This window comes from Winogradskyella pacifica, assembly GCF_003386275.1.
Lineage (GTDB): Bacteria > Bacteroidota > Bacteroidia > Flavobacteriales > Flavobacteriaceae > Winogradskyella > Winogradskyella pacifica.
Window position 1 is genome coordinate 246,028 of the sequence record NZ_QREI01000002.1, and the last position, 18,687, is coordinate 264,714.

General features: G+C 32.2%; 16 protein-coding genes and 1 pseudogene. 5 read left to right on the top strand and 12 right to left on the bottom strand.

Going from position 1 to position 18,687, the window contains the following annotated elements:
* The first annotated feature begins 196 nt into the window (after positions 1 to 196).
* Positions 197 to 958: an MBL fold metallo-hydrolase gene (locus tag DFQ09_RS05315; RefSeq protein ID WP_115808623.1), complete on the top strand. Its 762-nt coding sequence runs from the start codon at positions 197 to 199 to the stop codon at positions 956 to 958.
* Positions 959 to 960: 2 nt separating this feature from the next.
* Entirely contained in the window at positions 961 to 1,467 is a 507-nt protein-coding gene (locus DFQ09_RS05320) for a DUF4315 family protein (RefSeq protein ID WP_245940310.1), read from the top strand.
* On the opposite strand, the gene DFQ09_RS05325 is transcribed toward DFQ09_RS05320, so the two are convergent.
* The 5 genes from DFQ09_RS05325 to DFQ09_RS05345 all read right to left on the bottom strand — a co-directional run bounded on the left by DFQ09_RS05325 (position 1,464) and on the right by DFQ09_RS05345 (position 6,817).
* Positions 1,464 to 2,108 (bottom strand): alpha/beta hydrolase, encoded by a 645-nt coding sequence (locus DFQ09_RS05325; RefSeq protein ID WP_115808624.1) that lies wholly within the window; start codon positions 2,106 to 2,108, stop codon positions 1,464 to 1,466. The two genes, DFQ09_RS05320 and DFQ09_RS05325, sit on opposite strands and share 4 nt — an antisense overlap.
* A 5-nt stretch (positions 2,109 to 2,113) precedes the next feature.
* Complete coding sequence (locus tag DFQ09_RS05330; RefSeq protein WP_115808625.1) at positions 2,114 to 2,443, bottom strand: hypothetical protein; 330 nt, start codon at positions 2,441 to 2,443, stop codon at positions 2,114 to 2,116.
* The gene (locus DFQ09_RS05335; protein WP_115808626.1) at positions 2,443 to 3,696 is read right to left on the bottom strand and encodes a dihydroorotase; all 1,254 of its coding nucleotides are present in this window, start codon (positions 3,694 to 3,696) and stop codon (positions 2,443 to 2,445) included. Before DFQ09_RS05335 ends, DFQ09_RS05330 begins: the two co-directional genes overlap by 1 nt.
* Positions 3,693 to 5,618 carry a BatA domain-containing protein gene (locus DFQ09_RS05340; RefSeq protein WP_115808627.1) on the bottom strand — a complete coding sequence of 642 codons (1,926 nt, stop codon included), beginning with the start codon at positions 5,616 to 5,618 and terminating at the stop codon, positions 3,693 to 3,695. The genes DFQ09_RS05335 and DFQ09_RS05340 overlap by 4 nt, the downstream gene beginning before the upstream one ends.
* A gap of 191 nt (positions 5,619 to 5,809) precedes the next feature.
* Positions 5,810 to 6,817 carry a glycosyltransferase gene (locus DFQ09_RS05345; RefSeq protein ID WP_115808628.1) on the bottom strand — a complete coding sequence of 336 codons (1,008 nt, stop codon included), beginning with the start codon at positions 6,815 to 6,817 and terminating at the stop codon, positions 5,810 to 5,812.
* Positions 6,818 to 6,902: 85 nt separating this feature from the next.
* Here DFQ09_RS05345 and DFQ09_RS05350 point away from each other — a divergent pair, with 85 nt between their 5' ends.
* Positions 6,903 to 8,798 carry a M61 family metallopeptidase gene (locus DFQ09_RS05350; protein ID WP_115808629.1) on the top strand — a complete coding sequence of 632 codons (1,896 nt, stop codon included), beginning with the start codon at positions 6,903 to 6,905 and terminating at the stop codon, positions 8,796 to 8,798.
* A 68-nt stretch (positions 8,799 to 8,866) separates the two neighbouring features.
* Here the strand turns inward: DFQ09_RS05350 and DFQ09_RS05355 are convergent, their stop codons facing one another.
* From DFQ09_RS05355 to DFQ09_RS05380, 7 genes and pseudogenes are all read right to left on the bottom strand, one after another.
* The gene (locus tag DFQ09_RS05355) at positions 8,867 to 10,048 is read right to left on the bottom strand and encodes a sensor histidine kinase (RefSeq protein ID WP_115808630.1); all 1,182 of its coding nucleotides are present in this window, start codon (positions 10,046 to 10,048) and stop codon (positions 8,867 to 8,869) included.
* Positions 10,049 to 10,130: 82 nt separating this feature from the next.
* On the bottom strand, positions 10,131 to 11,618 hold the full coding sequence (locus DFQ09_RS05360) for a S10 family peptidase (protein ID WP_115808631.1): 1,488 nt from the start codon (positions 11,616 to 11,618) through the stop codon (positions 10,131 to 10,133).
* 119 nt (positions 11,619 to 11,737) lie between these two features.
* Positions 11,738 to 12,778, bottom strand: coding sequence for a GMP reductase (locus DFQ09_RS05365; protein WP_115808632.1), 1,041 nt, complete (start codon positions 12,776 to 12,778; stop codon positions 11,738 to 11,740).
* A gap of 190 nt (positions 12,779 to 12,968) precedes the next feature.
* Positions 12,969 to 13,232 (bottom strand): annotated as a pseudogene (locus DFQ09_RS05370) (DUF2400 family protein); the annotation flags it as partial.
* A 25-nt stretch (positions 13,233 to 13,257) separates the two neighbouring features.
* On the bottom strand, positions 13,258 to 14,658 hold the full coding sequence (locus DFQ09_RS05375) for a hypothetical protein (protein ID WP_115808633.1): 1,401 nt from the start codon (positions 14,656 to 14,658) through the stop codon (positions 13,258 to 13,260).
* A gap of 371 nt (positions 14,659 to 15,029) precedes the next feature.
* Positions 15,030 to 15,239, bottom strand: a complete 210-nt coding sequence (locus tag DFQ09_RS18755; RefSeq protein ID WP_147298325.1) for a hypothetical protein — start codon at positions 15,237 to 15,239, stop codon at positions 15,030 to 15,032.
* Between the two features lie 3 nt (positions 15,240 to 15,242).
* Positions 15,243 to 15,443, bottom strand: a complete 201-nt coding sequence (locus DFQ09_RS05380) for a hypothetical protein (RefSeq protein WP_115808634.1) — start codon at positions 15,441 to 15,443, stop codon at positions 15,243 to 15,245.
* A gap of 154 nt (positions 15,444 to 15,597) precedes the next feature.
* Between DFQ09_RS05380 and DFQ09_RS05385 the strand changes: the two genes are divergently transcribed.
* Together DFQ09_RS05385 and DFQ09_RS05390 are read left to right on the top strand one after the other, a co-directional pair.
* The gene (locus tag DFQ09_RS05385; RefSeq protein WP_115808635.1) at positions 15,598 to 17,346 is read left to right on the top strand and encodes a type I restriction-modification system subunit M; all 1,749 of its coding nucleotides are present in this window, start codon (positions 15,598 to 15,600) and stop codon (positions 17,344 to 17,346) included.
* A 2-nt stretch (positions 17,347 to 17,348) separates the two neighbouring features.
* Positions 17,349 to 18,686 (top strand): restriction endonuclease subunit S, encoded by a 1,338-nt coding sequence (locus tag DFQ09_RS05390; RefSeq protein ID WP_115808636.1) that lies wholly within the window; start codon positions 17,349 to 17,351, stop codon positions 18,684 to 18,686.
* The last annotated feature ends 1 nt before the right edge of the window (position 18,687 follow it).

The window sequence follows — 18,687 nt, forward strand, 5'->3', positions numbered from 1 at the left end:
TATGCATCGTTTTGGCAAAGGTACTGTTTTACTATTGCAAACAAAAAAATAAGTTTATTTTTGTCGTCGGATCTCCAAATTGAAAATATAACATTTGAATAGGTCATTTTTTCACTTTATGATGATATATAAAGGAAATACGACTGATTTTTTAAGGGGTTTTCAATTCGAAGTAATTTTATTAAACTAAAGCATATTGAAAGTTACATTTTTAGGAACAGGTACATCACAAGGAATTCCAATTATAGGAAGCGATCATCCTGTGTGTTTAAGTGACAACCCTAAAGATAAACGCCTACGTGTTTCAATATTAGTAGAATGGGATGATTTTACGTTTGTGGTAGATTGTGGTCCAGATTTTAGACAGCAAATGCTTAGAGCTGAAGTTTCTAAAATTGATGGGGTCATTTTTACACATGAACATGCCGATCATACCATGGGATTAGATGATATTAGGCCGTTCTTTTTTAGACAAGGAGATATCGATTTGTATGCCCATCAGCGTGTTTTTAATGCTTTAGAGAAACGTTTTGATTATATTTTTACCACAGAGAATAAGTATCCTGGTGTGCCGAGTGTCACTAAAATCGAAGTTAAGAACGAACCATTTTTAGCCGGTAACCTTAATGTTATTCCTATTGATGGTTTGCATTATAAACTTCAGGTTTTTGGTTATCGATTTCATAATTTTGCATACTTAACAGATATGAAAACGATTGCTGATTCTGAAATAGAAAAGCTTCAAAATTTAGATGTTTTAGTGGTGAATGCTTTACGTATAAAGCCACATATTTCACATTTTAATTTAGAAGAAGCTTTAGATTTTATTGCCAAAGTAAAACCTAAGCGTACGTACTTAACACATATAAGTCATTTATTAGGGTTTCATGATGATGTGCAAAAAGCATTGCCAGAAAACGTTTTTTTAGCTTACGATAATTTAAAAATTACTATTTAGATATGAAGAATAAAATTTTAATGTATTTATTCATTTTCTCACTATTGTTACTTGTTTTCCAATATGTGAATTCAAAAAATATTATTGAAAAATACGAAGCAGATATCGTAAAAGTTAAGGCTAAAGTTTCTGAAAAAGAAGCGGCTATAAAGACTTTAGAAGAGCAAAACTTTGAGTTGAGTTATTTTAGCATCGATAGAAATGAGGATGCCTATAATTATTTTGAAGCTTTAGGTTATGATACTGAGCAACTAATTCCTGCTATTGTAGAAGGACTTTATAACATGAATGACTATGAGGGCGAAGATCACCCAATGGTGCCTTATGTGTCTACTACAGATTCTAAATTATTGATTAATAAAGTTAGAGTAATGAATCATAAATGGATTGTAGCCAATTTTACAGATGGTGCATTATGGGGCGAAATTTTTCTAACTTATTCCATAGATGAAAATAATGACCTTAAATATAAATTGGTTGAGTATTTCTTATATCCTAAATTGAATTAGATATACTTAACTAACCAGGCTTTTAAATCGAAGAAATTCTGAGGTGCAACTCCATGTCCAACAGGATATTCTGAATATACATGATTAATATTCAAACCTTTTAAAAACACAGGTGCTTTTTGAGCCCAATCTACAGGAATAACTTGGTCTACAGAGCCATGAGAACAAAAGAAGTTTAAATGAGAAACCGTACTTTCGTCTATTGTATCTGGTAAAATATCTTCATTAATATAACCACTCAAAGCCACGATGTTCTTCACTTTTTCAGGATACGTTAATGCCACAGCATAACTTAAAATAGTCCCTTGGCTAAACCCTAAAAGGGTTACATTTTTTGAATCTACGTTATAAGTCCCACAAGCATAATCAATAAATTCAGCAATCAGATTTACAGATTGTTTCGCTTGCTCATTATCACTCCATTTACCTTTATCGGCATCAAAATTTATGGCATACCACGCATTGCCATAAGGTTGCATAGCATAAGGTGCTCTCAATGAAATAATCATTAATTCTTCCGGCAATTCTGAAGCAAAAGAAAATAAATCATTTTCATCACTGCCATAACCATGGCACATAATTAAAAGTAGTGCGTTTTCTTTTAAAGTAGAAGGTCTTGTAATATAATGTAGTTTCGACATAATTGTTATCCAATAGTATTAAATGCTTTTTGAAAGAAATCACCAAGTAATGGTATCTTATTAAGTTTACCTGTTATGGCTCCGTAAATGCCATAGAGATATAATACTGAAAAAAAAATCCAAAAGGACATGCTAATCATCATACTATCTAAACTGCTAATAACAAAAGCAATAACGATGTACATTAAACCTAATCCTAAACCCTGTTTAATGTGAAATGCTGTAAACGGATTACGCTTGTCTTTATTCATAAAAAACGCAATTAAAGTGCCAAATAAGGTTAAGTAAGCAACTAAACCTAAAGTTTTACCTTCGTCTATTGTATTTTGATCCATTATTTTAAAACAATTTTATCGTTAGCGATAATACCATAAGTTTCACCTTTAAGCGGTGTTCCTAAAAAAGCACTATTCTTAGAACGCGATGTAATATTATTAATACCAAACTTGTAAGTAGAATCAGGATTAAACAACGTTAAATCAGCAATTTCACCTTCATTAATCGTGGTGTCTGAAATTCTAAATCTAGATTTTCCTTGTGTTAAAAGGCTTATAGTTTTCTTAGTGGTAAATAGTGTTTGCAGCGCACCAAAAGCCGATTCTAATCCGATAGTTCCGTATTTCGCATAATCGAATTCAATTTTTTTATGCTCAATGTCAATAGGGTTATGATCTGTAGTCACCATATCAATAGTGCCATCTTTTAAGCCTTCAATTAAAGCCTCACAATCGGGCTGAGTTCTTAATGGAGGAAGCACTTTAAAGTTGGTATCAAACTCTTCTAAAACGTCATCGGTAAAAATTAAATTATGAATAGCAACACTACAAGTTACGTCTAGCTTTTTAGCTTTTGCGGCTCTAATCAATTCAACAGATTTAGCAGTTGAAATGGTAGGTATATGAAGTTTGCCCTCGGTGTATTCTAATAAAAATAAATCTCTTGCTACTTGTAATTCTTCTGCTAATGCAGGATTTCCTTTTAAACCTAATTTGGTGCTATTAATATGTTCATTGACGACTCCGAGTCCCGAAATTCGAGATTCTTGTGGGAATGAGCATACCAAACCATCAAAATTACTTGCGTATTGCAATGCGATTTTCATAAGATTAGGATTAGAAATTGGGTTTTGATAATCATAAAAAGCAACGGCTCCGGCATTCGTCATATCAAATAACTCAGCTAAATCCTCACCTTTGCTTAATTGTGTTAAGGCACCAATAGGGTAGAGGCTTACCGCATTATTTTGAGCTTTAGACTTTACAAATGTGATATCCGCATAACTATCAATTACAGGAAAAGAATTAGCGTTTAAAGCCACAGCTGTAAAACCAGAATTCGCGGCTGTTTTTAATCCATTAGATATGGTTTCGCGTTCTTCATAACCAGGTTCTCCAAAAGATACACTACTATCAAACCAACCTTGCGATACATGCAAGTTGTCTAATATTATTTCTTTATAATTTTTAGGATTGGTAATGTGTTTAGCGATCTTGGAAATACGACCTTTTTCAATTAAAATATCAACCGTTTCATTGTGAAAATCACTTTTAGAATCAACGATGGTTGCAGATTTTATGAGTGCGTTCATTTAAGATATTTTAGAAGTAACATTTCTACTATTAAAAATGCTAGTGCAAAAATAACAAACCATTTCCATAGCGCATTAATATTTGTGCTACTTTTTATAGTATTAATGGTCGTTTCTAAGCTATGATCTACTGTAGCATTATTTAAAGTACTTAAATCGTAGTAACTTAAGTTGCTTTCAACTCTATTGTAATTGAAGCTTAAATTTTGAAGAATAGTCTCCTTGTTCTTTACATTCAGAATGCCCGCCGTATTCGGAAAATCTTCGGTTTCTAAAACGACAGATTTACTATATGTTTTTTGAAGCGGAATAACTGAAGTCTCATCTAAATCTAACGTTAAAATATCATCTTGACCAATAGCCGTCTGAATGGCAATCGTATTGGGTTGCCCAATGGTATAATATAATTTTGACAGTTTTAAACTCTGTAATCCCATATTATATAACACAGGAATTATTAATTGCGAATTTTTAAAATTTGAGTTTTCTGAGTTTAATGCTGAAGAAAACGCATATGCATTTGTGTTTCCTACTAAAAATGGAGAGCCATCTTCATAAGATAAAACGGCATTTGAATTTGAAGAAAAACTATACGACTTTTCGACTTTAGGATATTGAAAGTTAGTGACTTTAGAATAGAAAGCATTCGCTAAAAGTGGATGGTCATAGTTAATGCTCGTAATTTGTTTTTTATTTGGATTCTGATTACCAAAAGCATTAATGTTTAAGTCGCTAAATATTTGATTATAAGTTTCTAAGTCTATGTTGTTTGAAGGAATAATTACTAGTTTGCCTCCGTCATTTTTAAACGCTATTAAAGCTGTTTTTAAGGCATTTGAAATCGCGTTCAGTTCATTTAAAACGATGAGATTCTGCTCTGGAATTAAATTAAAATTAAGCGTATTTATTTTGAAGCTTTTATAGTCAAACTCATCATCCGTGTAAATCCGATTTAAGAAAGAATCATCAGCATTTTCATTAATCGCTAACACCTTAATCTTAGGTTTGGAGTTGATATTAAAATAAAACGAATTATCATATTGCAAGCCTGCATCATCAATCACCAATTTTCCGTTTATTAGTTTATTGTTGGCTATGGTAAATGTTGTTTCAGCGTCGTTTTCAATATCTACAGCGCTTTTAGTTAGCAAAACATCATCATTAAATAAGGACACTGAAACATTATCAATTGCTGCTGTAGCGCTAGATAATTTTACATTTAAATCTAATGTTTCCGCAGTAGAATTGGAAACATAAATACTATCGATACTAATATTTGTAGTTAACGTAGATTTTGGTTGCACCAATTTGAGTTGAATGGTACTATCAATTTCAAAATTCAGAGGGGTTTCAGTTTGTTGAAAATCGGAAACTAAAACTAAATTTCGTGTTGCAGCAGATTGGTTAGAAAACAATTGTTTCCCTTTTAAATAAATAGCATCATAGTTGAGCTGCGTTGGTGAATGTGATAATTGTATTAAATCATTTTTTAATGCTTTTACCGTGGTGTTTCTATACGTCGCATCGTTAGTAAATAAACTGATAGATTCATCTTCTGGTAAGGTGTTGATGATATCTTGAATCGTTTCATTTAGCAAGGTGCCATTACTTCCATTAGCTTGCATGCTAAAGGAATTATCTAAATAAATAACTGTTTCTTGAGTGTCGTTAAAATCTTCAGTATTCGGAATAAACGGTTGTGCAAATGCAATAATGACACAAGCCAAAAGCAGCATACGCGTTAATAGTGTAATCCATTTTTTTAGCTGAGAACTTTTACGCGTTTGAAGTTTTACAGATTTTAAAAACTTAACATTGGTAAATTCAACTTTCTGAAATCGTCGCAGTTGAAATAAATGTATAAGAATAGGAACTACCAGCAAAAATAGTGCGTAAAGTAATTCTGGGTTTTTAAACTGCATGCGTTGTTAGTTGTGTTTGCTAATTTACAATGGTACTATTCTGTCAGTTTGAGCGCAGTCGAAAACCTAATGAAAATTTAGTTCAATGCATTTCGACTGCGCGCAATGTGACATTTAGTTGTTAAGCCACTTTTTTTACTCTTCAAATATATAGAATGCTTAGTGATTACCTCGTTCCGCTTTTGAGAATTTTAACAGAAAAAGAAATAATCAATCATCGGTTCCGTGTTTTTGGTTTCAAAATAGCTTTTAATCTCTTTTTGAGCTTCAGAATTAGCTACAGTTACAATACTTTGTGGTTGTTTAAGTTCTGCGAGATAATCAAAATTATAAAGTTCTTGGTCGTATATGTGTTTTCCTATTTTCTTTGGGTTATCGCAAATCCAATAAAACGGAATGTTTTCTTTTAAAAGAATTTTGGCTAAAGTTTTTCCTTTGTGTCCTGCACCCCAAATTACTAATGGTCTCGTCTTATCATAATTCAACTCTAAAAAATAATGGACTTTAAGATCTAGAAAAGAATTTTCGGCATAATGTTCGTGGGTTCTAGAGGTTCTTGTACTGTAATCTCGCCAATGAAGCAGCACTTTATCGCAAGGAATACACGTGTAACCAGCTTTATAAAATCGGAATGCTAATTCATAGTCTTCAGGATAGATATTAGAATTAAACCCGTCACAAGCGTCAAAATCATCGCGATGCAACATCCAACACGGAGAGGGAATAACGCATTCTTTATAGATTTCTGAATAGTTTTCACCTTCAACAGTTAAAGAATTTAACCATTGCTCATAACGTGCAAAGCCATCACTTAATCCATCTGCTCTAAAATATTTTACTTGTCCAACAGCTAAATGTTTTCTACCGTGCTTTTCAAGATTGCTAACCATGGTTTCAAGCCGGATTGGAGTCATCATATCGTCACTATCCATTCGGGTGATGTAAGTTCCGCTACTTTGTTTATAGGCTGTTTGTAAAGCATCTATAATTCCACTGCCGTTATTTTTATAAAGTTTTATTCTAAAATCTGTTTGTGCATAACTATCAACGATGTTGTATGAATTATCATCAGAGTGATCATCAATAAAAATAACTTCCCAATTTGTATGTGTTTGATTTAAAATTGACCTAATGCATTCAACAATAAATACTTCTGTGTTTTTAAATGGAACGACGATACTAACTAAGGGTTGTGACATACTGCGAATTTAACAAAACCTTTAGGTTTTTAATAGTAACACATTGTAGATTTGTGCGTCTATTAAAAAAAATAAAATTTTTAACATGAAGAATTATTTTGCCATTCTTGGCTTAAGTATCGTTTTAGTCGGTTGTGGATCTGCAAAAACATCAGTAGATGATTTAGCCGTAAGCCATCCTATAGAAACAGCATTAGATTTAACTGCTGTAAATAATGATCGCGTACCAGTAACTATTAATCCTGGTCGTTTTACCACTGAAACCGTTACATATAGATTGCCTAGAGTTGTGCAAGGAACCTATTCTGTTAGTGATTTTGGAAAGTATGTAGACGATTTTAAAGCCATCGATTATGATGGAAATGAACTTGCCACAATTAAGGTAGATGACAATACTTGGACCATTGCTGAAGCCACTAAATTAGATAAACTTCAATATTATGTTAATGATACATTTGATATTGAAACCAATGGTGGAATAGGTGGAGAACAGCCGTTTTCACCAGCAGGAACAAATATCGAAGCGGATAACTATGTTTTAAACCTTCATGGATTTATTGGTTATTTCGACGCGTTGAAGAATGCCCAATATGCAGTAGATGTTACCGCACCAGTAGATTTTATTAAGACTTCGGCATTAGAAGATAAAGGTTCTAAAGTAAGTGAGGATGGTAAATCTATGACAACGAGCTATTTTGGTCAACGTTATTTTGATATTACGGATAACCCAATGATGTATGGTAATCTAGATGTTGAAGAATTTATGGTTGGAGATATTAAAATTGTCTTAAGTCTTTATTCTCCTACAGGTAAACACACTGCGGCAAGTTTAAAAGAGACGGTTTATAAAATGATGGAAGCTCAAAAAAGCTATTTAGGTGATGTAAATAGTACGCCACGTTATGATATTTATGTGTACTTATCTAAAGGAGATGAAACATCTCCAAAAGGCTTTGGTGCTTTAGAACACCATACATCTACGGTTGCCGTTTTTAGTGAAAACAGCTCTTTAGAAGGACTTAAAGCTTCAATTATAGATGTTGTTGCTCATGAGTTTTTTCATATCGTAACACCGCTATCTGTGCATTCTGAAGATGTACATTATTTTGATTACAATCAGCCTACATTTTCTAAGCATTTATGGATGTACGAAGGTGTAACGGAATATTTTGCACAACATTTTCAAGTGTATGAAGGGTTAACAGATGAAAACACTTTTTACAATACCATGATGTCTAAAATCGAAACGTCTACACAACATTTAGATGATGCCATGAGTTTTACTATTATGAGTGAAAATGTTCTAGACGAACCTTATGCATCACAATATTATAATGTGTATATGAAAGGCGCGTTAATAGGAATGTGTATTGATATTTTGATGCGACATGAAAGTGATGGTAACAGAAGTATGTTATCATTAATGAAAGAATTATCAGCAAAGTACGGAAAGGATAAGCCTTTCGTAGACGATAATCTTATTGCTGAAATTACAGCAATGACGTACCCAAGTGTTGGTGAATTCTTAAAAACACACGTTCAAGGTGATGTGCCAATTAACTATAATGATTATTTAGGATTAGTTGGTTTAACTATTGGAGAAACACAAGTGGAAACCAATTATATTTTCGCAGGTGGACAGAATATTATTTTTGATGGTGACCAAGAAAAAGGAGTGATTTTCTTTTCTCCTATGGCTTTAAATAATTCGTTTTGGAAATCACAAGGTATTGTAGCTGGTGATATTATAAAGAAAGTAAACGGCCGAGAATTAACATTAATAAATGCAAATGATGTCATTAAAGGTATGTTTGAATGGGAAGAAGGAGAGGAGATTACGATGGACTTAGAGCGTGATGGAAAACCAGTAGTGATAAAGACAACATTAACTAAAGCTTATGCAGCAGGTGAATCTATTATAGAAGATGAAAACGCCACAGAAGCACAAAAAGTGTTGAGAACAGCTTGGTTAAAAGGATAGATATATTTTAATAAAAAGGTATAAAGCTGATAGACGATATGTTTATCAGCTTTTTTTTTGCAAAATTATTATTCTATGGTAAAATTAAAGGCACTTCCTTTTCCTATTTCTGAAACTACAGAAATCTGCCCATTAAGTTTTTTAACTAAATTTTTTACAGTACTTAAACCAATACCTGTATTAGATTTAGTAAAGTCGTTTTTTATAGTTTTAAAGATTTCAAAAATTTGCTCTTGTTGATTCAAAGGAATACCGATGCCGTTATCAATAACACTAAATTTATGATGTGTAAGCAGTGACTCATATTTAATTTCTACTGTACGGTCTTTTTTGTTATTATACTTAAGGGCATTGTCAACCAAATTTATTAGAATTTGAGATAATGCGGCTTTATTGATGTTTTTGATTAGAGCATCATTAAATAACAGTTGCTCATTATCGGAAATAAGAATATGCTTAATATCGTCAGCTATTTCACTTAGTTTAATATCTTCTTTTATTGATGTAAGAAGTTCGTCTGCGCTGTAATACATTAAAATACCATCAATGTAATTTTTAAGAACTGTTGTAGAATCTTCAATATAATCTAGATATTGAAGTGAATCGTCAGAGAGGTTATTTTTATTTTCTTCTTTTAATAAATCGGTTAAGGCTATAATATTTGACAAAGGAGATTTTAAATCGTGTGAAACAAGACTAGCAAAAGATTTAAGTTGTGTGTTGCGTTCTTCTAACTCTCCTTTTATTAGATTTAGATTGGTGTTCTTTTTCCTTAATTCTAAAAGATTAACAACTTGTTTTCCTAAGGTTTTAAGAGCTTTTATTTGGGACTCACTTAGTTCTCTAGGAATATGGTCAAAAATACATATTGTGCCTAGTTTAAATCCTGACGGATCTAATAACGGAACACCAGCATAAAACACAACATTTTGTTCTTCAAGCAATGGGTTGTCCACAAAACGCATATCTTCTCTAGCATCATTTACAATAAAGATGTCATCTTCTAAAATGGCATGCCCGCAAAATGAAAGTTCTCTAGGAGATTCGTTAAAAGAAATTCCGTAATGGGATTTAAAAAAATTGCGCTGTTTATCAAGTATAGTTATTAGAGCAATAGGAACATCACAGATGGTTGCGGCGAGTTCTGTTAGGTTATCATAATCGCTTTCTGGTAGTGTGTCTATAATGCTGTACGACTTTACAGCGATTAGACGTTCTTCTTCATTTGTAGGGAATTTTGGGACTTTCATTCTAAAAAAATTAAGTGATCTAATATAATTACGTAGGCTTTGGGTATATGGACTTGTTAACTGATATTAATGTATATAAAGATTAATATTTTGCGGATTTTCCTTTAGCAAGCGAATTTTCAATAAACTCACGTAAATCGTCATTCGCTTTAATTAAATCGTCATTTCTCAAATACATCATGTGTCCACTTCTATAGCCTTTAAAAGAGAAACGATCCTTCATCTTTCCGCTAGGATCAACTTGCCATTGCGAATACTTAGCAGAAAAATAAGTGGTTGCACCATCATAATATCCAGATTGTGTCAACACTTTTAAATAAGGATTTTGTGCCATTGCTTGGCGTAAATTCTCTCTAGTGTTATCATTAGAGTTATCCCATCGGCCTGTATTACCAAACACATTGTATTTAACGTCTGTTTTAAAGCCTAATTCATTCTGAATATAATAATTAATAGCCGGAGTAAAAGAATGTAACCATGAGGTGAGTTCTGCACTATAATCCGGACTTGTACCAGTTTCTACTCTGTCTATTCCGATATATCTAGAATCTAATCGTCCTATCGTCTCTCCGGTTTTATCTCGAAGTAATTCTTTCCAGAAAAAACGATTTGGAACATCTAAATTTTGTTGTGTAATTACTTTTTCCGACAATCCAGAATAATAACTCATCTGTTTTGCAATGGTTTGCTTTTCATCATTAGAAATTGAACTACCTTTTGCGAGTGCAGGCATCAGATCATTAATCGCAAAATGTTCAACCTCAGGTAGTATTTCAAGTAAATCTTTATTTTGTAGTGTAGGATTTAGCATTTTATGATACCAAGCAGCAGCGGTGTAATACGGTAAATTTAAGCTAGACGCTAATGGTCCGCCAACTCTTAAAACCTTATAATCTGCAGGAGACACCATAATTACGCCATTTAAATACATCCATTGATTATTCTGTAATTCTAGCGATAATCCCATTACACGCGTACCTCCATAACTTTCCCCGATAATGTATTTAGGTGATTGCCATTTGTTATGCCTTGTGGTAAAGGTATTCATCCAACTCGCCAAATATTTAATATCAGCATTTACTCCGAAAAATAATTTATCGTCCGGCATTTTACCTTCTTTATCAGCTACTTTTCTAGAGTATCCCGTATTTACAGGGTTTATGAATACAATATCGGCAACGTCTAAAATAGAATTAGGATTATCTTTTACACCGTAAGGTTGTACCGGGTAGCCTTCAGCGTCAATATTAAGAACTTTTGGTCCCGTATACGCAATATGCATCCAGAGTGAAGCAGAACCTGGCCCACCGTTAAACGAATACACAATTGGTCTATTCTTGTCTTTAGCGTCGTTAGTTCTTTTGTAATAGGTATAATAAAGAGAGGCAATCATTTGACCCTCATCATCCCAAACAGGTTGAAATCCTGTTTCAGCTTTATAATTGATTTGTTTGCCTTTAATCGTAACAGAATGGTTGGTTGTGTAGGTTGTATCTGTAGGAATTTTTAAATTTTGAGAAAAGCAAAAAGTAAAACTAATACACAAAAGAATAATGAGACGATTTTTCATATGGATTGGATTTATTTTAATAAGCTTAAAGATACTAAAATGAAAACTGAATTTAGAACCTTTCAAGCGGACCTATTCTTAAGTTAATATTAACAAATGTTAATTATAGCTCAAAGACTTTAACTGTTATAAACCTGATTTTCTTGCTCAGCAACTCTTATAAAGGTTGTGCGTTTTGTTAACTCTTTTAAACGTCGCGCTCCAACATAAGTACACGTGCTGCGTATACCGCCTAAAATATCTTGTAAAGTGTCTTTAACATCACCTTTGTATAGGACTTCTACTGTTTTGCCTTCGCTAGCTCTATACTCTGCAACTCCGCCAACATATTTATCCATAGCAGTCGCAGAACTCATGCCGTAAAATTGTTTAAACTGTTTGCCGTTTCGCGTTATAAGTTCACCACCACTTTCTGTATGACCAGCAAACATACCACCAAGCATTACAAAATCAGCTCCTGCACCAAAAGCTTTAGCAACATCACCAGGAGTTGCGCAGCCACCATCGCTAATAATTTGTCCTCCTAAGCCATGAGCCGCATCTGCACATTCTATTATGGCAGATAATTGCGGATAACCAACTCCGGTCTTAACGCGCGTTGTACATACACTACCTGGACCAATACCGACTTTTACAATATCTGCACCAGAGAGCAATAATTGTTCTACCATTTCTCCTGTAACGACATTACCTGCGATAATTACTTTGTCTGGATATAGTTGTCGTGTTTGTTGTAAAAAGTTTACAAAATGTTCTGAGTAACCATTAGCAACATCAATGCATATAAATTTTAATTCTGGGTGACTTTTAAAAACGGTTTTTAGATTTTCAGCATCCTGAGTTCCTATTCCGGTACTAATGGCAATATAATTTACAATGTCTTTTGGTGCTGTATTCAAAAATGTATCCCATTGTTCTGAAGAATAATGCTTATGTATTGCCGTAAATAATTTTTGCTCTTTTAAAGCTAAAGCCATTTCAAAAGTACCAACAGTATCCATATTGGCAGCCATTATAGGAATACCGGTCCATGTAGATGTGCTATTCAAAAAAGTGAAATTACGTTCTAACGAGACTTCAGATCTACTTTTTAGCGTAGAGCGTTTTGGACGAATCATGACATCTTTAAAGCCTAATTTTATATCGTGTTCTATATGCATCTTTGGGGAGTATTTGGTGATACCCAAAAATACAAGTTCTTTGAAAAAGGAAGTTTGTAATTATGTTTGTCTTACAATGTTTTATTAACAATTGTTTATAGCAGAAGAATTAGTGAAACTAACTGTATACTAATACTGTATGTACTCATAAAACAACAATTAGCTTTTGTGTAATATTTTGAACAAAACTCTAAAAACCTTCAAAAACTCCGAGTCCAAATAATGCAAAATCATATTTTACAGGGTCGTTAGCATCTAATTTTCGTAATGCTTTATCTAGTTCGGCTAAGGCTTTACCATCATTTTGTTTTCGTTTCAATAAGCCTAATTTCCGAGCCACATTACCAGAATGAACATCTAAAGGACAGCTTAATTGCGATGGAGATAATGATTGCCAAATCCCGAAATCTACTCCCGCATTGTCGTTTCTTACCATCCACCTTAAAAACATGTTATCAATTCATATAAGGTAGAGTTTTTCATTCAATGCTTATCTGAGGAACAGCACCTAAATGTTTTTTCAAAACGGTCTGCATTACTTCTAATGTCGCTTGTTCGTTTTCTTTTGGAACTAACAAGCCATCATGTAATGTATATGGTATAATATCTATATTAACCAGTTCTTTGCAAATTTCATCGATAAAAATTCCACTTTCTGTCTTCTGTAATAGTATAGCGAAATCAGCATGATTATCTTTTTTGTAAGATTCAATAATTGAATATATTTCTGGATAATATTGTTTAAAAACTTTCTTTTCAGACTTATAACTTTTGTTTTTGGAATATGCTATTTTCATCCATATTTTTTTACATTCTGCTCGTTCAAGACCATATATACTTTGTAACCATTCATACCACTTGCCATTAATTGTAAGCTCATAATATGCTTCTATTTCAGTTTTTAATTTAGAATCAGAATTATGGTGATACCTTTTTAAAAGAATATTAAAGAGAACTGGTTGGCTATTCTTAAGGTCTAAATAACTCATGTCCTTATATCCAATTATAAAAGGTCTTACATCCGTAGCCATATTTGTAAGATTAGTATCAATTCTTTTATTGGTACTATTTCTATTAAATCGTAGTGATTTGTTGTTCTTGCCATCATTAATTAAAAATATGGAAGATAATCTAGAAGCATATCTATAGTTCGCAGTACGCTCTTCTTCAATGTTCGTGGCTGTTTGAAGTTCATCCACATACTGTTGGTTTACAAACAGTAAAGCACCTTCATAGTCTATTTTAAAATGTTTTCGAAAATGGCTTCCCATTTTCTTAACATGACTAACAGTATTATTTATAAACGTTGAATCTTTTACATAATCTGCTGTAAGAAACTTTTTATTAGATTTAGTTATAGGTATTTTAATTTTATACCAACTAGTTAAAATCCTATTTTTTGGAACATCGATATTTCCTTTGTTTATAGTGTTTAACAGTGATATTTTAATATTACTACTGAGACTATAGGTAGTAAATATATTATCTAATGATAAATTCTTTAATTGTATTATTCTATTGTTATTAGATTGGTATTGATTAATATCAAATAAATAAAAATGTGTTGCTTTATTTTTATATGATGAATCATTCCAAATAATATTATACTGTACCATGAAATTTTTATGTTGGACATAAGTATCTCCATATTTAACTCTTAATAAACTGGAATATAATGGTATATGTTTAATGTTATAGTCTTCATCCTTATTAAAAATTGAATCTTTGGTATGTATATCATTTAAAATATTCAAACCTATTTCAATATTAAAATCGAAATCACATAGACCCGAATATACATGAAGCAGTAAACAATCTACTATTTCTTTAGGTAGATAAAGCGTTCTGTATTTAGTATATTTTGTAGTTTTCGTTTTCATTGGGAACTAAATATACTATTACATTTTAATTATTAGCTTTTCCTTCTCAAATTTTCAATTCGTTCTTTAAAAGTTTCAATCTGCAACCTCAACTCCAAAATCTTTAAATCATTCTGGAGTGTAGCAAGTTTATTAGAATCATTCTCTAAGCTAATTGCATGCTTTTTAAGAGTTATTTGGTCTTGAATGTCCAGTTTGTTTGTCATATCAATTGTTTTCTTTAAAAACCGCTTAAATAAAGCGATATAGGAGTATTATATATAATTGCATGTTAGCGTTTAGGGGAGAAATGATACCCAAAAAGTATATGAAAGACATAATATGGGTACTATCTAAGAACCGTGACCTTTTATGTAAGAAGGCATGCGTATTTAGAGGTTTAGCCTAGATTCAGACTGGAGGTACTCCCCTATAAATAGCTGGTCTAATTGGTTGTTATTATGTAACCAAATCAGTTCAGTTTTCAATGAATCGTCACTAATATCAGCATTTTCTTCATACTGAAATTTCACAAAATTTATTAAAAGTTGTTTTGTTAGTGGTGTGTATAGTAATTCGATGTTTTTTATTGTAGATTCCATAGTTTAATTTTTGTTAGTGTGTTTATTATTGAATTCATTTATTAGTGAAACATGAATCCTCCAACTATGTCCTTTTTTAAACAATAATTCTGGGGAATCTTTATATTTTTCTTTTAATTCAACCATTCTATAGCGAAAGGTTCGTTCACTAATACCAGTAATGCTTATTATATCAGCATACTTTAAATGTGTTTTTTGTTTCATAATTGCATTTATTAATAAATATCAGCAATACATGCAAACGACATTTTTTTTTGATAAAAAAGCACACTTTTTCTAGAAAGACTATTTGTTCTATCTGTTTTAAATCAAGAGTTTTAGTATATTTCAATTTTAAAAAAATACCGAACAATTATATATGACAAATGTTAAAGAATCTGCGAATTTTATATGGTCTATAGCCGACTTATTACGTGGTGATTATAAGCAAAGTGACTATGGCAAAGTAGTATTACCTTTTACAGTATTAAGACGTTTAGACTGCGTACTAAAGGCTACCAAAGCTGAGGTTCTAAAGAAGCATGAGCAAGTAAAAAGCATGAACATCCAGAATCTAGACCCTATTTTAAATAAGGTTGCTGGATATAATTTTCATAATTCTAGCTTATTCGATTTTGATAAGCTAATTGCAGACCCAAATAACATAGCTTCCAATTTACGAAACTATATCAATGGTTTTTCAGAAGAAGCCAGAGAAATTATTGAACAGTTTGAATTCGATAACCAAATTACAAAGTTAGACGAAGCTAATTTACTGTTCATGGTGTTGAAGCGTTTCCAAGAAATAGACCTACATCCAGAGCAAATTTCTAGTATGGAAATGGGTTATATGTTTGAAGAACTGATTAGAAAGTTTGCCGAAATATCCAATGAAACTGCTGGGGAGCACTTTACACCTCGTGAAGTAATCCGTTTAATGGTGAATCTATTGTTTATGAACGATAGAGAGATTCTAACACAAAAAGGAATCGTGAAAACTATTTTCGATTGTTGTGCTGGTACTGGAGGAATGTTATCGGTAGCAGAGGAATACCTTAACGAGCTAAATCCAGATGCGAGATTAGAAGTTTTCGGACAAGAACTAAATCCAGAATCGTATGCTATCTGTAAATCCGATATGCTAATCAAAGGTCAAAAACCAGATAACATTGCTAAAGGAAACAGTTTAAAAAGTAAAGACGATATAAAGTTAAAAGGTGACCAGTTTATAAATCATAAATTCGATTACCTAATTACCAATCCACCCTTTGGTGTAAAATGGGGAAAAGTTCAAAAGGAAGTTACCGAAGAACACCAATCACTTGGTCATGGTGGTCGTTTTGGTGCTGGTTTACCATCTGTAAGTGATGGTTCGTTTTTATTCCTAATGAGTTTAATGTCTAAAATGAAACCAAAAGACCAAGGTGGTTCTCGTTTAGCCATTGTGTTTAATGGTTCACCATTATTTTCTGGTTCACCAAGCAGTAAGAAAAATGAAAGTAGTATACGCCAATGGATAATTGAAAATGACTTACTAGAAGCTGTTATAGCCTTGCCTAATCAATTGTTTTACAATACTGGCATAAATACTTATATCTGGATAATTAGCAACAATAAAGCTAAGGAACGCAAAGGCAAAGTTCAACTAATAAATGCTGTAGATTACTTCAAAAAAATGAGTAAATCTTTAGGTAGTAAACGTAACGAATTATCCGACCAGCATTTACAAGATATTACCAAATTATATGGTGATTTTGAAGAAAACGAACATTGTAAAATATTTGATAATAAAGATTTTGGTTACTCTAAAGTAACTGTAGAACGTCCTTTAATGAAAAACGGTAAAGTAGTTAAAGACAATAAAGGCAACCCTAAACCAGATGCTAAATTACGAGACACCGAAAACATTCCATTAAAAGAAGATATTGAAAATTATATGAAACGTGAAGTATTACCACACGTTCCAGATGCTTGGATAGACGAAAAGAAAACGAATGTTGGTTACGAAATTAACTTCACCAAATACTTCTATCAATACAAACCATTAAGGTCTTTAGCAGATATTAAAAAAGATATTTTAGCTTTAGAGGAAGAAACCGATGGTTTAATTAAAACCGTTTTGGCATAACTATGAAACAGTACGAAACATACAAAAATTCTGGGGTCGAGTGGTTAGGAAATGTCCCAGATTATTGGGAATCATGGAAAATAAGCCATGCATTTAAAAAAATTGGAAGTGGAACAACACCTCAATCGGGAAATCCAATATACTATGAGAATGGTACTATCAATTGGTTAAACACGGGAGATTTAAATGATGGGGTTTTATATTCTTGCGCAAAGAAAGTTACACCAAAGGCAATTGAAGATAACTCATCTTTGAAATTATTTCCTAAAGGCTCATTAGTAATTGCTATGTATGGTGCAACAATTGGCAAAACCGCTTTACTTCAATTTGAAACTACTACAAATCAAGCATGTTGTGTTTTTAATGAATCAGACATTATTGATATAGAATATTTACAATATTGGTTTAAAGGAAATAAAGAACATATAATTAATCTTGCTATTGGTGGTGGTCAACCTAATATTAGTCAAGATATTTTGAAAGGGATTAGACTTTATTGTCCAATTAAAGAAGAACAAACCCAAATAGCCAATTACCTCAACCACAAAACAAAACAATTAGACACCTTAATAGCTAAAAAAGAGCAGTTAATAAGTCTATTACAAGAAGAACGTACTGCCATGATTAACCAAGCAGTAACCAAAGGTCTAGACCCAAATGTACCAATGAAAGATGTAAAGGAAGATGGACTTGATAAAATACCTAATCATTGGAGATTGCTAAAATTTAAATGGTTAGCACCTATATTAACTTGTGGAGTAGCATCAACACCAGAATATGTTGATGAATCTATTGGAGTACCATTTTTATCAGCTCAAAATGTTAAAAACAATAAAATGAGACTGGACAAGTATAAATATATACCTGTTGAATTACATGAAAAATTAACTAAACTTAGAAAACCATTAAATGGAGATTTATTAGTAACTAGAGTTGGCGCTGGAATCGGAGATGCTTGCATTGTAGATTGCGATTTTGATTTTTCTGTTTATGTTAGTTTGACTCATATTAGAGTTGATGAGTCTATAGTTAATAATAAATTTATCATGTATTTTTTTAGTACTGATTACTGCAAGTTTTTAAATAATTATGGTACTGTTACTGGAGGTGGTGTAGGGAATTTAAATGTGAATAATGTAGAAAGATATAAAATTCCAATCCCTTCCTTAGAAGAACAAAATAGTATAGTTAAATTTATTGAACATCAAAATGAAAAATCAGATTTACTTCAAGCTAAATTTGAACAAGAAATAGAACTACTAAAAGAATACAAAACCGCATTAATTAGTGAAGTTGTTACTGGTAAGGTAGATGTTAGAGAAGAAGTATTAGCACAATAAA

What these genes read in the sequence shown, in the direction of transcription:
- DFQ09_RS18755 (WP_147298325.1), bottom strand. Translation starts at nt 15,239, where the DNA reads ATGGAATCTACAATAAAAAACATCGAATTACTATACACACCACTAACA.
- DFQ09_RS05320 (WP_245940310.1), top strand. Translation starts at nt 961, where the DNA reads ATGAAGAATAAAATTTTAATGTATTTATTCATTTTCTCACTATTGTTA.
- DFQ09_RS05385 (WP_115808635.1), top strand. Translation starts at nt 15,598, where the DNA reads ATGACAAATGTTAAAGAATCTGCGAATTTTATATGGTCTATAGCCGAC.
- DFQ09_RS05335 (WP_115808626.1), bottom strand. Translation starts at nt 3,696, where the DNA reads ATGAACGCACTCATAAAATCTGCAACCATCGTTGATTCTAAAAGTGAT.
- DFQ09_RS05355 (WP_115808630.1), bottom strand. Translation starts at nt 10,048, where the DNA reads ATGAAAGTCCCAAAATTCCCTACAAATGAAGAAGAACGTCTAATCGCT.
- DFQ09_RS05325 (WP_115808624.1), bottom strand. Translation starts at nt 2,108, where the DNA reads ATGTCGAAACTACATTATATTACAAGACCTTCTACTTTAAAAGAAAAC.
- DFQ09_RS05365 (WP_115808632.1), bottom strand. Translation starts at nt 12,778, where the DNA reads ATGCATATAGAACACGATATAAAATTAGGCTTTAAAGATGTCATGATT.
- DFQ09_RS05350 (WP_115808629.1), top strand. Translation starts at nt 6,903, where the DNA reads ATGAAGAATTATTTTGCCATTCTTGGCTTAAGTATCGTTTTAGTCGGT.
- DFQ09_RS05380 (WP_115808634.1), bottom strand. Translation starts at nt 15,443, where the DNA reads ATGAAACAAAAAACACATTTAAAGTATGCTGATATAATAAGCATTACT.
- DFQ09_RS05390 (WP_115808636.1), top strand. Translation starts at nt 17,349, where the DNA reads ATGAAACAGTACGAAACATACAAAAATTCTGGGGTCGAGTGGTTAGGA.
- DFQ09_RS05360 (WP_115808631.1), bottom strand. Translation starts at nt 11,618, where the DNA reads ATGAAAAATCGTCTCATTATTCTTTTGTGTATTAGTTTTACTTTTTGC.
- DFQ09_RS05375 (WP_115808633.1), bottom strand. Translation starts at nt 14,658, where the DNA reads ATGAAAACGAAAACTACAAAATATACTAAATACAGAACGCTTTATCTA.
- DFQ09_RS05330 (WP_115808625.1), bottom strand. Translation starts at nt 2,443, where the DNA reads ATGGATCAAAATACAATAGACGAAGGTAAAACTTTAGGTTTAGTTGCT.
- DFQ09_RS05340 (WP_115808627.1), bottom strand. Translation starts at nt 5,618, where the DNA reads ATGCAGTTTAAAAACCCAGAATTACTTTACGCACTATTTTTGCTGGTA.
- DFQ09_RS05345 (WP_115808628.1), bottom strand. Translation starts at nt 6,817, where the DNA reads ATGTCACAACCCTTAGTTAGTATCGTCGTTCCATTTAAAAACACAGAA.